Origin of the sequence: Pseudomonas sp. Seg1 (assembly GCF_018326005.1) — a bacterium.
In the GTDB taxonomy this organism is placed as follows: domain Bacteria; phylum Pseudomonadota; class Gammaproteobacteria; order Pseudomonadales; family Pseudomonadaceae; genus Aquipseudomonas.
Genome location: NZ_AP021903.1, coordinates 2,369,848 through 2,383,326, shown reverse-complemented (window position 1 = coordinate 2,383,326; position 13,479 = coordinate 2,369,848). Strand labels below are relative to the sequence as shown.

General features: G+C 60.6%; 10 protein-coding genes. 5 read left to right on the top strand and 5 right to left on the bottom strand.

Annotated features, from left to right (window positions below; all coding sequences use genetic code 11):
• The first annotated feature begins 292 nt into the window (after positions 1–292).
• Positions 293–3,145, top strand: coding sequence for an ATP-binding protein (locus tag KI231_RS10565; RefSeq protein WP_213028178.1), 2,853 nt, complete (start codon positions 293–295; stop codon positions 3,143–3,145).
• Here the strand turns inward: KI231_RS10565 and KI231_RS10560 are convergent.
• A complete protein-coding gene (locus KI231_RS10560) occupies positions 3,110–4,579 on the bottom strand; it encodes an ATP-binding protein (RefSeq protein WP_213028177.1) in 1,470 nt (489 codons plus the stop codon). The genes KI231_RS10565 and KI231_RS10560 overlap by 36 nt on opposite strands.
• Before the next feature lie 90 nt (positions 4,580–4,669).
• Positions 4,670–5,620, bottom strand: a complete 951-nt coding sequence (locus tag KI231_RS10555) for a GlxA family transcriptional regulator (RefSeq protein ID WP_103304921.1) — start codon at positions 5,618–5,620, stop codon at positions 4,670–4,672.
• Positions 5,621–5,841: 221 nt separating this feature from the next.
• On the opposite strand from KI231_RS10555, the gene KI231_RS10550 reads away from it, so the two are divergent.
• Entirely contained in the window at positions 5,842–6,564 is a 723-nt protein-coding gene (locus KI231_RS10550; RefSeq protein ID WP_213028176.1) for a pirin family protein, read from the top strand.
• Positions 6,565–6,613: 49 nt separating this feature from the next.
• On the opposite strand, the gene KI231_RS10545 is transcribed toward KI231_RS10550, so the two are convergent.
• Both KI231_RS10545 and KI231_RS10540 read right to left on the bottom strand, forming a co-directional pair.
• Positions 6,614–7,090 carry a hypothetical protein gene (locus KI231_RS10545; RefSeq protein ID WP_249412115.1) on the bottom strand — a complete coding sequence of 159 codons (477 nt, stop codon included), beginning with the start codon at positions 7,088–7,090 and terminating at the stop codon, positions 6,614–6,616.
• A gap of 184 nt (positions 7,091–7,274) precedes the next feature.
• Positions 7,275–8,150: a LysR family transcriptional regulator gene (locus tag KI231_RS10540; protein WP_213028175.1), complete on the bottom strand. Its 876-nt coding sequence runs from the start codon at positions 8,148–8,150 to the stop codon at positions 7,275–7,277.
• A 111-nt stretch (positions 8,151–8,261) separates the two neighbouring features.
• Here KI231_RS10540 and KI231_RS10535 point away from each other — a divergent pair, with 111 nt between their 5' ends.
• From KI231_RS10535 to KI231_RS10525, 3 genes are all read left to right on the top strand, one after another.
• Complete coding sequence (locus tag KI231_RS10535; RefSeq protein ID WP_213028174.1) at positions 8,262–9,536, top strand: YbfB/YjiJ family MFS transporter; 1,275 nt, start codon at positions 8,262–8,264, stop codon at positions 9,534–9,536.
• 60 nt (positions 9,537–9,596) lie between these two features.
• The gene (locus tag KI231_RS10530; protein WP_213028173.1) at positions 9,597–10,595 is read left to right on the top strand and encodes an NAD(P)H-quinone oxidoreductase; all 999 of its coding nucleotides are present in this window, start codon (positions 9,597–9,599) and stop codon (positions 10,593–10,595) included.
• A 112-nt stretch (positions 10,596–10,707) separates the two neighbouring features.
• Complete coding sequence (locus KI231_RS10525; protein ID WP_213028172.1) at positions 10,708–11,652, top strand: alpha/beta hydrolase; 945 nt, start codon at positions 10,708–10,710, stop codon at positions 11,650–11,652.
• On the opposite strand, the gene KI231_RS10520 is transcribed toward KI231_RS10525, so the two are convergent.
• Entirely contained in the window at positions 11,649–13,460 is a 1,812-nt protein-coding gene (locus tag KI231_RS10520) for an ABC transporter ATP-binding protein (RefSeq protein WP_213028171.1), read from the bottom strand. The genes KI231_RS10525 and KI231_RS10520 overlap by 4 nt on opposite strands.
• Between the last annotated feature and the right edge of the window lie 19 nt (positions 13,461–13,479).

The following is a 13,479-nucleotide window of genomic DNA, read 5'->3' as shown; positions in this document are numbered from 1 at the left end:
TTGTTCAAGGGATTTTTGGGGCTGGCGCAGATGCAGACGAGTTAATCGTTGTTAATTGTCTGTGGAACAGCGCGCTGATTCGAGCAGCGCAGCGGGTAAAAACAGCGGTTATGCGCAGCGTTGTACAGGTTTCCGGCAATCTGTACGTTGCACTGACGCCAGAACCTGAGGAATATGTCTGAAAACTGCGGATTAGAAGGCTTGCGTGCCGCTGACGCCGTCATCCGCCCTGCCCTCACTAAGACTTCACAAACCCTGGGCAGGATTATAAAAACATCGCAGGAGTGAGCTGTTGAGTCTTTCCCCGAATCAGGCCCTCGGTTTCGGCCCCTATCGGATTCAGCCTGGAAAACGGCTGCTGCTTGAGGGCGAGCAGCCGTTGCGTCTGGGTCGACGTGCCATGGACATTCTGCTGATCCTGCTGGCGCATGCCGGCGAAGTTGTGAGCAAGCAGCAATTGCTTGCCGGGGTCTGGCCGGACAGTGTGGTCGAAGACATCAACCTGCGGGTGCACATGGCGGCGTTGCGCAAAGCGCTGGGCGACGGTCAGGCCGGGCAGAGGTTCATCGTCACCGTTGCGCAGCGCGGCTACAGTTTTGTCGCACCGATCGCGGTGCAATCGATCGAACAACCCACCTGCGCCGAAACCGGCACCCGGCATAACCTGCCGCTGCGCCGCACGCGAATGATCGGCCGGCAGCCGCTGGTCGACAACCTGATCAGGCAGTTGCCGCGCAAGCGTTGCATCACGCTGGTCGGTCCTGGCGGCATCGGCAAAACCACCGTAGCCCTGCGCGTTGCCGAGCAGATGATCGGCCACTATCAGGACGGCATCAGGCTGCTGGACCTGACGCCCATCAACGACGCCCGGATGATCTGCTCGCATTTGGCGGCCCTGTTGGACGTGGTGTTGCATGACAATGAGCCGCTGACCAGTCTGGTCAACGTCCTGCGCAAGCGACAGATGCTGCTGGTGATCGACAATTGCGAACACCTGATCGACGCCGTGGCCCTGCTCAGCGAGCGCATTTTGCGCGGTGCACCGCATGTGCACATTCTGGCCACCAGTCGCGAGAGCCTGCGGGCCGAAGGCGAATATGTGCAGCGCCTTGAGTCCCTTGATTACCCACCGCCGATTGCTGCGCTCGATCGCACGCAGGCACTGAGTTTTTCTGCACTGCAACTGTTTGCCGAACGCGCTTTGGCCGCTCACGAGGGCTTTGAACTCAGCGACGCCGAGTTGCCCGATGCCATTGAAATCTGCCGACGTCTGGACGGCATTCCGCTTGCCCTGGAGCTGGCGGCGGCGCAGGTTGGCGGGCTCGGCCTGCACGGCCTGCTCAGCCAGCTCCAGGGCCGTTTACCGGCACTGGCCACCGGCACTCAGAGCAGCGTGGAGCGCCACCTCACCCTGCGCGCCACGCTGGACTGGAGCTTCAACCTGCTCACCGACTGTGAACAGACCTGCCTGCGTCGGCTCGGCGTGTTTCGCGGTGGTTTTACGCTGGAGTCTGCCGCCGCCGTGATCGTTGGTCAGCACATCAAGCCCGCAGAGGTGTTCGGCTCAATCACGCAACTGGTCGCCAAGTCGTTACTCAACGTCGAAGTCGGTGATGAAGAGGTGTTCTATCGGTTGCTCGACACCACCCGCCGCTACGCGCTGGAAAAACTCGACCAGTGCGGCGAACTCGCCGAAACCCGTGAACGCCACGCTGAACGCTGTCTGGCGCTGATGTATCAGGGGCAGACTGACTGGGAGAACACCTCAACCGCCCTATGGATCGAACGCTATGCGCGCGGTCTGGAAGACTTGCGTGCGGCGCTCGACTGGAGCCTGAACGGTGCCGGCCCCAACGATGTGGGTATTTATCTGGCCGCGACCTCGGCCCCGCTGTGGCAAGAGTTGTCGCTGCTCAAGGAGTACGGCGGTTACGTGCGTCAGGCACTGGCCGTGCTCGATAACGCTGCCGAACCCTGCCCGCGAGTGAAAATCGCTCTGAAGCTGGCGCTCGGCAGCGCCTGCTACCACACCTGGGGCGGTACCCCGGAAACCATCGCGGCGTTCGTCGACGCCCACACGCTGGCGCTAGAGCACGACGATGTGGCCGGGCAACTGCGTGCGGTGTCCGGGCATATGGCGGTCAACCTTAGCTGTGGCCACTATCGATTGGCGCTGGAACAGAGCGAGCAATTCGATCGACTCGGCCTGCACGGCGACCCGCAGTTGTCGCTGAGTACCCACCGCCTGCGCGTGTTGGCACTGCATTATGCCGGCGACCAGCAGCAGGCGCGGCTGCATGCCGAACAGGTGATTCAGCGCATGGCGCAAAGCGGCAATCCCAACCGCTTCACCCATGGCTTCGGCGTGCAGTACGACCAGAGCGTCGCCTCACTGACGGTGCTTGCCCGGGTGTTGTGGCTGCAAGGTTTTCCGGAACAAGCATGGCGCACGGCCCGGCAGGCGTTGGACATCGCCGTGCAAATCAACCATGGCACCTCGATCTGCTACACCCTGGCATTGGCCAGTTGCCTGATCGCTCATTACAACGGTGACCAACCGAACGCCCGTGCTTTGTTGCATCTGTTGCTGGAGCAGGCACAGAAGCATTCCGTATTGCTGTTCTATCAATGGGCACGGCACTACGCGCAGGTCATTGACGCCGATACCGCCGTGCCGATGCCGGCTGATGACAGCGGCCTGATCCGGGAAATCATGGTGACGCTGGACAGCGGTTTTGTTGATGACGCGTTGCTTGAACGCGCACATAGCGGTGCAGCAGGCTGGAGCACGGCAGAGATTCTGCGAGCTCGGGCTGAACGGTTGTTGATTGAAGAATCGGGTTGCCCACGCCGACGCCATCGCGAGCAGGCCCGCGAAGGCGTCAGCGCAGACACGTGCAATACCTGTCGGGCAGAGGAGGTGTTGCACCAGGCACTCGCAATCGCCCAAGCCCAAGGCGCCCTGGCCTGGGAACTGCGCAGCGCCACTTCACTGGCCCGGCTGTGGCAACGGCAAAATCGCCACCGCCAAGCGCTGGATCTGCTGAACCCGATCTATCAACGCTTCACCGAAGGCTACGCCACCCCGGACTTGCGCAAGGTGCGCGAGTTACTCGATGAGTTGGGCAGTCAATTGCGGACCTGAAACCCAACGAGTACGACTGACGTAGCGCGCATGCCGGCGCTCGTAATCGTTCGAGTCACCAGTGCGCTCCAGTTGTTCGCGGGCATACCCACGGGTGGTGTTGAGCATGCGATAGCGCAACCCTGCGCTACCCCGCTCCACCGCCAGCAAGGACTTCTGCGCCAATCGCTCGATGATCAGGGCCAGCGTCGAGGGAGGCAATTGCGCGCAACTGATCACGCCCATTGCGGCGTCCATGGCAAACGCCATTTTGAACACTGACAGCCGTTGCAGTACCTGCTGTTCCTGTTCACTCAAGTGCTGATAGCTCCAGTCCAGCGCGGCTTTCAAGGTCTGATGGCGGGGCACGGCCGTACGCCGGCCATGACTGAGCAACTGCAAACAGTTGTCGAGTTGGGACTGCAACCCGACCATCGCCAAAGCGTCGATTTGCGCCACCGCCAGTTCAATCGCCAGCGGCAATCCATCGAGCCGTCGACAGATGTCCCGCACCGCGTTGAGGTCTTGTTTGCGCAGGGTAAAACCTTGCTGGCGGGCGCGGGCGCGACTCACAAACAACTGCACTGCCGAATAGCCCATGGTTTCTTCGACACTGCTCAACGCTGAGGACTTGGGAATGGCCAGTGGCGGCAGTTGCTGTACGGTCTCCAGACTGGCTTGCAACGCTTCGCGACTGGTGGCCAGAATCGACAGCCTTGGCGCGCTCGCCAATAAACGCTCAGCCAAAGCCTTGCTGGCCTCACGCAGATGCTCGCAGTTATCCAGCACCAACAAAGTGTGGCGGGCAGACAGCGTGGCGAGATTGGTATCGAGGGTATGCAAGAGGTGATCGAGTAACGACGTGGAGTCGCTGACTATCGACAGATCCACTAACCACACGCCGTCACGAAAATGCTGTAACAGCAATTCTGCAACGCGCAACGCCACCGTGGTTTTGCCAACACCCGCAGGCCCCGTCACCGTCATCAATCGGCACAGCGGCAATTGCCGCACCATTGCGCCGACCACTGAATCGCGACCGGTGACCGGCGTCAGCCGCACCGGCAAGTTGTGTTGCGGCGCCTGCAGGTTTTCCAGGACTTCCTGCGCGGTGCTGTCGCCCTGCACGGGAGCAACGAAGCAGTAGCCGCATTGCGGCACATTGACGATGTAGCGCTGGCCGTTTTCACCATCGCCGAGTGCCCGTCGCAGGGCGGCGATGTGCACGCGCAGATTGATCTCCTCAACCACCGACGTCGGCCAGACCCGTGCAATCAAGTCCTCCTTTCTGACCACTCTGCCTGCGCGCTCGACCAGCACTTGCAGAATGTCCAGCGCACGCCCGCCCATGCGCAATGGTCGATCCCCTTCCAGGATCAACCGTTGGCGCAAATGAAAGGCATAGGGGCCGAAATACAGCACCGACGCCGCGTTCAAATCGTTGAGGCTGTTCATGCCAACTATCTTGGCAGCCTGCGATGACGGCACAACCGCCGTACAGGGCGCAGCACGGACATCCGGGTGCGCCAGACGGACAGAACCGCTCTAGCTGAACTGTTCGCGGTACTGCGCAGGGGTAAGACAGAGCTTTTCAGCGAACAACGAGCGCATGTGCCGCACGCTGCCGAAGCCGCTTTTATAAGCCACGGTTTTCATCGGCAGATCGCTGGTTTCGAGCAAGTTGCGCGCGCAATCGATACGCGCACTTTGCAGAAACTCCATAGGCGTCATGTTGACGTCACGGCTGAACAAGCGCGCGAAGTGCCGCGCACTCATGTTCGCGAGCCCCGCCATGCGCTCCACGGTGAACGCTTCGTCGAGGTGTTCCAGCACGTAATTCTGCACCCGGGTGATCGGAGTCTCCTGCGGCGCGACGGCGGCCATCAATGGGCTGAACTGGGCCTGCCCGCCCTGGCGCTTCATTACCACCAGCAACACTTTGGCCACATCCTGCGCGAGTTTTTTGCCATGGTCCCGTGCGACTACGGCCAGCGCCAGATCGATGCCCGCGGTAACCCCCCCGGAAGTGATCAAATTGCGATCTTCAACGTAGATCTGGTCGGTCGTGACCGTGGCTCTCGGGAAGCCCTTGATCAGGCGTTCGGTGTAATTCCAGTGGGTGGTCACGCGAAAGCCGTCGAGTAATCCGGCATGGCCCAGCACGAAGGCGCCGGTACAGATCGAGCCATAGCGTTCGGCGCGCTGCACGGCGTCCGGCAACCAGTCGAACAGCGCCGGGAATTTCTCGTTGTAAGCACCGGGGCCGCCGGGTACCAGCAGCAAGTCATAGTGCTCACGGTCGTCTTCGACAGGCCGATCGGCGTGCACCCATAAACCATTGGAGGCGCGCAACTTGCCGCGCTCAGTGCCGAGGGTGACCAATTGATAATGTGATTCTGCTTTCAGGAAACGATTGGCCACCGAAAACACTTCCATCGGCCCGGCCATGTCGAGCAGGAGAAAATCGGGGAACAACACCATTGCCACGGTTTTCATGGGGAGACATCACTGAGATCAAAGAAAGTAAACGCATGAGACAGGTTGGACATTATGGCCAAGCGTGCGATGAGTGTCGGAAAAAGTTGCGTGAACTGCCGCGCAAAACTGTCAACCTGATTGCGACAGTCTTTCAATTTCCACCTACTTATTGCATCGAAAGGTAACCAGTAAGCTTCTCCTCACTCGGACGAATCAACGTCCCCCAAGGAGATTTCATCATGCTGACTCTTCGCAAAGCCTCCGATCGTGGCCTCGCCAATCATGGCTGGTTGAAGTCGTTCCACACCTTTTCTTTCGCCAGCTATCGCGATCCGCGGGAGCAGGGGTTTTCCGACCTGCTGGTGATCAACGATGACCGCGTTGCCGCCGGCAAAGGTTTCGGCCAGCACCCGCATCGCGACATGGAGATCTTTTCCTACGTGCTGGAAGGTGCGCTGGAGCATAAGGACACCCTGGGCACCGGCTCGGTGATCCGCCCCGGCGATGTGCAACTGATGAGTGCCGGCAGCGGCGTGGCGCACAGCGAGTTCAACCATTCGGCGACCAAGCCTGTGCACTTTCTGCAAATCTGGATCGTGCCGGACGTTGGCGGCGCCAAACCACGCTATCAACAGGAGCATTTCAGCCCGCAGAAAAAACGCGGCCGGCTGCAATTGATCATCTCGCCGGACGGCAGCGACGGCTCGCTGACCGTGCGCCAGGATGCGCGGGTCTATGCCGGGCTGTTCGATGGCAAGGAAAGCGCCACGCTGAAACTGCCGGCCAATCGCTACGCTTATGTCCACGTGGCTCGCGGCAGTGTTGAACTGAACGGTCAGCGGTTGCAGGAAGGTGACGGCGTGCGGGTTCGCGAAGAACAGGCGCTGACCTTGAACAATGGCGTGGATGCCGAGGTACTGGTGTTTGACTTGCGGCCGCAGGAGTTGCCGCAGATGCCATGAGGCAGTGCTCCAACGCGCGTAAAAACGGCCTTCTTTTGAAGGCCGTTTTTTATTGTGGCGACTCGGACGATGGCAGCTCGGCAGGCTTTGGTACGCCGACATCCTTGCCCGCCTGAACCGCCGTCAGGGTTGTTTGTATCGCAACATACAGATTGGCCTGACTGGCGAAGTAGCCACCAATGACAATGCTGACCACGCCAAATAAATGCACAGCCGTTGCCATCCAGACATTCGCCTTCACGGTACTTGCTTGTCTGAGCGCTTCTTTCGACTCTACGGCAATTGAGTCGAGGCGTTTATCGCGCTCGATCCGAATGCGTTCATTCGCTTTGTCCCTGGCTGCCTGAGCTAAAAGAAACGCATCGATCCTCCCTGATACAGCCTCCATCCGAGCATCCATCCTTGTCTCAATGGCCTCGATTCTGGCGTTGAATTCTTCACGGCTGATAGTGTTCATGGCGGGAGTGCTCTGACCTTTGCTCGAAGCGTTCATGTTTTGGTATTGCTCAATTTCCCTGGCGTTCAATCCGATCCCCTTCCTTGGGTTACCGATACCTTCCCTGGTCGATCACCTGGGTGTAAGCGCTACGTCTCTCACCCAGCTGTAGAAACAATAGAGCCCTCCCCCAAAGCCCACAAGCCAGCGGATTCTGCTCGGGGTGTAGGCCTTTTCGTCAGGCAGCGTAGTTTTGCCAAAGCAGTCGTCGCACTCACTCATTCTCTGTCGCAAACACCTCGACAATTTGTTCGATTACCGCCCTCACGCGCGCGGTATGGCGCAAATCCGCGTGAGTCACCAGCCACACCTCATAGGGTTGCGGGCAACTGCGCTCCGGCCAGAGCCTGACCAAGCCATCGCGTTCGGCCATGTAAGCGGTCATTTCTCCTACACCGATTCCGGCCGCAATCGAGCGGCGCACCAAGAGGCTTGAACTGAGGCTGGCGACGATCCGCCCACGATGGATGGGTTCGCAGGCCAGTGTCAGCTCCTTCTGACGTTGCAAATACGGTTGATAAACCACCAGGTCATGGCCCTCGAACGCCGTGCCCTGCTGCGGAATCCCCTTGGCGTCGATGTAGGCCTGTGAGGCGAACAACCCTACCGGCCAGCGGGCAATCCGCCGGGCGATCAGGTCGGGGTTGTCCGGTCGGGTGTTGCGCACGGCGATGTCCGCTTCGCGTTTGGCCAGACTGAGAATTTGCGTGGACGCATCCAGTTCCACGCGCACGTCCGGGTGCTGCCGGTGCAGGCGCGCGATGGCCGGGATCAGGAAGTCGATGGCCAGCGAATCAGTGGTGCTGACCCGCACGGTGCCTGTCAGGCGATCATCCAGACCTTGGATCTGCCGCTCCAGCTCCAGCGCCGAATGCTCCATTTTTTCTACGTTTTTCAGCGCCGCTTCGCCAACCGCCGTCAGCGCGTAGCCATCGGACGTACGCAAGAACAATGTCGCGCTCAGGGACTTTTCCAACGCGGTTATACGCCGCCCGACGGTGGCCTGATCCACGCCTAGAACCCGCGCTGCCCCCCGTAGCGAAGACTCGCGGCAAACAGCGAGAAACACCCGTGCATCATCCCAATTCATACCGCCCCCTACCGATGCAAATATGCATCACTGCGCCGCCTAATCGCTGCGTTAAAGCAGCAACGATAGCCGATATGCTCAGCGCCATACACCTTCCCAAGGAACGCTCCCATGCGTACGTCATCTTCAGCACTAGCCATCTTCGCCGGACTTTGCGCCAGCCTGGTCAGTATTGGTCTGGCACGCTTTGCCTACACACCGCTGATTCCCGAACTGATTCAGGCGCAGTGGTTCTCCGCCAACGACGTGGTCTACCTCGGCGCGGCCAATCTGGTTGGCTATCTGATCGGCGCCCTGCTCGGTCGGCCGCTCGCACGCCAACTCGGCAACAAAAACGCCCTGCGCTTGATGATGTTGCTCGTCACCGCCGCTTTTTTTGCCTGTGCGTTTCCGTTGTCGGTGAGCTGGTTCTTCGGCTGGCGCTTGCTGTCGGGGATCACCGGTGGCGCGATCATGGTGCTGGTGGCCGCGACGGTGTTGCCCCACGTGCCAGCGTCCCGCAAAGGTTTGGCCAGCGGCGCGATCTTCCTGGGCATCGGGCTGGGCATCGCCGGCTCGGGGACCATCGTGCCACCGCTGTTGAGTCTGGGTCTGCAAGCCACCTGGTTGGGACTGGGCGCATTGTCCTTGCTGCTGACCGCGTTGAGCTGGTTTGGCTGGCCTTCTGACTTGCCGCACACGGTGGCCGCTCAATCGAACGCGGCGGTCCAGCCGACACCGCCCGGCGTGTATTTACTGTTCGCTCAATACGCTTTCATGGCCGCCGGACTGGTGCCAGCCATGGTGTTTCTGGTGGATTACGTGGCACGCGGGATCGGTGCCGGGGCACATATCGGCGCGCTGGTGTGGGTGATGTATGGCCTGGGGGCGATTGTCGGGCCGGTGAGTTATGGCTTTCTGGCGGACAAATTCGGCGCCCGGACGAGCATTCGTCTGGTCCTGGTGGTGCAGGCGATTGCGCTTGGACTGCTGGCGACGTCTCACTCATTCATCGCGCTGGCGGTGCTCGCAGTGGTGCTGGGCTCATTTCCGCCCGGCATCGTGCCATTGGCCTTGGCCCGTGTGCATGAGCTGGTGCCGGAGCATCATCGCCAGCAGATCGCCTGGAGCCGGGCCACCGTGTCGTTCGCTACGTTTCAGGCGCTGGCCGGGTTTGCCTATTCAGCCGTGTTCAATGCCACGGGCGGCCATCACGCGTTGCTGTTCGTGATCGCCGCTGGCGCGATCGTGGTGGCGTTGTTGCTGGAGCAGGCGATGAACCTCTGGTACCGCACAAATCAGGGTGGGCGTGGGCCTGCTCACGCAAGCGCCCTGCCTGACAACGCTGCGTTGGCTGTGCAGGCGCCTTCGCGGGCAAGCCCACTCCCACAGGGTTGCGCCGATTGACTGGAATTTTTGCACTGCACAGACCTCCCATCTACAGAACCTTCATCAGCAGGAATTGAAATGACCTTGCCCAACGAAATGACCCGCATCGAAATCACTGAACCCGGTGGCCCCGAAGTCCTGCAACCCAAACGCGTACCGCTGCCGGTGGCCGCTGAAGGTGAAGTGCTGATTCGCGTACACGCAGCCGGCATCAACCGGCCGGACGCCTTGCAGCGCGCCGGAAAATACCCGATGAAGCCCGGCATGAACCCGATTCCCGGTCTCGAAGTGGCCGGCGAAGTGGTGGCCCTCGGCGCCGGGGTCAGCCAGTTTGCTGTGGGTGATCGAGTCTGCGCGCTGACCAATGGCGGCGGCTACGCTGAATACTGCACCGTTCCGGCGGGCCAGACGCTACCGATTCCCGACGGACTCGACTGGGTGCACGCCGCCGCGATCCCGGAAACCTTCTTTACCGTGTGGGCCAACCTGTTTGGCCTCGGCGGTGCCAGCCGTGGGCAACGTGTACTCATTCATGGCGGCACCAGCGGCATCGGCACTACGGCGCTGATGCTCTGCCGCGAATTTGGCATCGAAGCCTTCGCCACCGCCGGCAGCCCTGAAAAATGCGCAGCAATCAGTGAACTGGGCGGCCAGCCGATCAACTATCGCGAGCAGAATTTTGCTGAAGTGATCGCCGAGAAAACCGCTGGCCAGGGTGTCAATGTGGTTCTCGACATCATGGGTAGCTCGTACCTCAACGGCAATGTCAGCGCCTTGGCGATGGACGGGCGCGTGGTCATGCTCGGTTTCCTCGGCGGCGCCCGGGCCAACGATGTCGATCTACTGGCGATCCTCGGCAAACGCGCGGTGGTGACCGGATCGCTATTGCGTGCACGCACCACGGCGGAGAAATCCGCCATCGCCGATCAGCTGCGCGAACACGTCTGGCCGGCGCTGAACGCTGGGCGCTGCCTGCCGATGATCGACAAAGTCTACGCACTCACCGACGCAGCTCAGGGGCATGCGCACATGGAAGCCGGTGACCATATCGGCAAGATCGTCCTACAGGTGAACTGAACCGGCGCAGCATTTTGTAATTGTTGACCTCGCACGGTGGTCGAAAATATCGCGCGCAGACCGAGTCATCTGGTAAAAAGCCTTCTTTGTCTGCGCTGCGGTGAAACGTTTAATGTTCCTTTCCTTTATGACTCGACTGCGCCGTCGCCGCCTGGCGTTCGCCTGCATGGCCGCATTGATTATCGGTGTGCCGACGAGCTGTGCCGTGCTGGAACATGCCGAGCGCAAATTGCTGTTTCGCATCGAGCCCGGTACGGCAGGTTGGTACCACGGTTTGCCGGGCAGCGTGCAGGAACTCGATCTGCAACCGAAGAGTTTCAAAGCCGGGCAGAACATCCACGCTTGGTGGTGGCCTGCGGAAAAAGCCAATGCCCCGGCGATTCTTTATCTGCACGGTGTGCGCTGGAACCTCACCGGGCAATTGTTCCGTATCGAGCAATTGCGCGCGGCGGGTTATTCGGTGCTGGCCATCGATTACCGTGGGTTCGGCAAGAGCAAGGGTGATCTGCCCTCGGAAAGCAGCGTTTACGAAGATGCGCGAGTCGCCTGGGAGCGTTTCAAACTGTTGCAGCCGGACCCGAACAAGCGCCTGATCTACGGCCACTCTCTGGGCGGTGCCGTGGCAATCGATCTGGCCGCCGAACTCGGCAAGGATGCTGCCCGTGATCACGCCGCACTCCCTGTGCGCGGGCTGGTGATCGAATCCACATTCACTTCACTGGCAGATGTGACTGCGGCCGTCGCCAATACCTCGCTGCCGGTGCGCTGGCTGCTGTCGCAGAAATTCGATTCCATCGACAAAATCGCCGACATTCATATGCCATTGCTGGTGGTGCACGGTCTGGCCGATGCGTTCGTGCCGTCGCGCTTCAGTGAGCAGTTGTTCAACGCCGCGCAACAACCCAAGCGACTGTTGCTGGTACCGGGTGCCACGCACAACAACAGCATGGCACTGGGTGGGCAGAATTATCGCAAGGCGATCGATGCATTGATGCAGAGTAAACCGGCGCCGCGTGTAGCCGGGCCGGCCATGCTGCGCAGTGCGCAGGACTCCTAACGGTAGCCGCGAGCCTGCAAATCGAACAGTTGCGCGTAATGCCCGGCACAGGCGATCAGCTCGTCATGATCGCCCTGCTCCAGAATCCGCCCCTGTTCCAGCACGATGATGTGGTCGGCATTGCGCACGCTGGAAAACCGGTGAGAGATCAGCAAGGTCATGCGCCCTTCGGTGTGTTGACTGAAATGCTCGAACACCGCCGCCTCTGCCGCCGGATCGAGGGCTGAGGTCGGTTCATCAAGAATCAGGATGTCGGCATCACGACGCATGTAGGCCCGGGACAAGGCAATCTTCTGCCATTGGCCGCCAGACAGCTCCTGACCACCGGCAAACCAGCGCCCCAATTGCGTTGCGTAACCCTGATCGAGGCCTTCGATAAAGGGCGCGGCCATGCCTTCGGCAGCGGCGTCCTTCCAGCGTTGCTGATCGTTGAACGCCAGCGTATCGCCGACGCCGATGTTTTCCCCGACGCTGAATTGATAGCGGATGTAATCCTGGAAAATCACCCCGATGCGCTGACGCAACGTGGTTTCCTCCCAATCCTGCAAGTCACTGCCATCGAGCAGAATCCGCCCTTGATCCGGACGGTAGAGCCGGGTCAGCAACTTGATCAGCGTGGTCTTGCCGGAGCCGTTCTCCCCCACCAGCGCCATGCTTTTCCCCGGCACCAGATGCAGGTCGATGCCTTGCAGTGCCGCGCGACTCGCACCGGGGTAACGGAAACCGACGTTCTCGAAGCGCAAACCATCGCCCGGTTGCGCGCCGACGGTCAGATGACCGGTGTCGGCGAGTACCGGTTCGGCCAGGTATTCGTAAAGACTCGTCAGGTACAGGCCATCTTCGTACAACCCACTGATCGCGCTCAGACTGCTACTGACTGCGCCCTGCCCTTGCTTGAACAGCACCAGGTACATGGTCATCTGGCCCAGGCTGATATTGCCATGCACAGCATCGATCACCACCCAGGCATAGGCCAGGTAAAACGCCGCTGTACCCAGCAATCCGAGGCCGAAGCCCCAGCCATCGCGGCGCAAGGTCAATCGGCGGTCTTCGGCATAGAGCCTGGCGAACGTGTCGCGATAGCGTTGCAACAACAGCGGCGCGAAACCGAACAGCTTGACCTCTTTGATGTAGGCCTCGTGGGACAGCAGGGTTTCGATGTAATTCTGCTGGCGACTTTCCGGCGCACGCCGGGTGAACAGACGAAAAGCGTCACCGGAAAAATGCGCCTCGGCGAAGAACACCGGCAACGCGCCGACCACCAGCAACACCAGCGCCCACGGCGAAAAGTGCACCAGCAGCACGCCGAAACTGATCAGCATGATCAGGTTCTGGATCAGCCCCAGCGATTTCATGACCAACGCCAGCGGCCGGGTCGAGGCTTCGCGACGCACACGCACCAGTTTGTCGTAGAACTCGGAGTTCTCGAATTGCACCAGCGACAGGGTCTGTGCTTTCTCCAGAATCAGCGTGTTGACCTTCTGCCCCAGTTGCACCCGCAAGAGCGACTGCTGCACGGACAGCGCCCGTTGTGTTCCGGACAGCAACGCCAACACCCCGGCCTCCAGCAACACATAACGCAACACCGGCCACAATGGCGCCGTACCGTGCTGCGCGTGCAGCTGCATCGCCGCGACCACCGCATCGACAATCCGTTGCCCCAGCCATGCCGCCAGCGCCGGCAGCAGTCCGGCAAACAACGTCGCCAGTACCAGCCCCAGGAACAAGCCGCGCGACGTGCCCCAAACCAGTCGCAAGGCCCGCTGTCCCTGGTCGAGCAATGACGTGAAGCGCGATAGAACAGGCATAGGGCATTGGGCTCGGCAG

Coding starts and splice junctions, on each gene's coding strand:
- KI231_RS10535 (WP_213028174.1), top strand. CDS start 8,262: ATGCGTACGTCATCTTCAGCACTAGCCATCTTCGCCGGACTTTGCGCC.
- KI231_RS10560 (WP_213028177.1), bottom strand. CDS start 4,579: ATGAACAGCCTCAACGATTTGAACGCGGCGTCGGTGCTGTATTTCGGC.
- KI231_RS10530 (WP_213028173.1), top strand. CDS start 9,597: ATGACCTTGCCCAACGAAATGACCCGCATCGAAATCACTGAACCCGGT.
- KI231_RS10525 (WP_213028172.1), top strand. CDS start 10,708: ATGTTCCTTTCCTTTATGACTCGACTGCGCCGTCGCCGCCTGGCGTTC.
- KI231_RS10520 (WP_213028171.1), bottom strand. CDS start 13,460: ATGCCTGTTCTATCGCGCTTCACGTCATTGCTCGACCAGGGACAGCGG.
- KI231_RS10550 (WP_213028176.1), top strand. CDS start 5,842: ATGCTGACTCTTCGCAAAGCCTCCGATCGTGGCCTCGCCAATCATGGC.
- KI231_RS10555 (WP_103304921.1), bottom strand. CDS start 5,620: ATGAAAACCGTGGCAATGGTGTTGTTCCCCGATTTTCTCCTGCTCGAC.
- KI231_RS10540 (WP_213028175.1), bottom strand. CDS start 8,150: ATGAATTGGGATGATGCACGGGTGTTTCTCGCTGTTTGCCGCGAGTCT.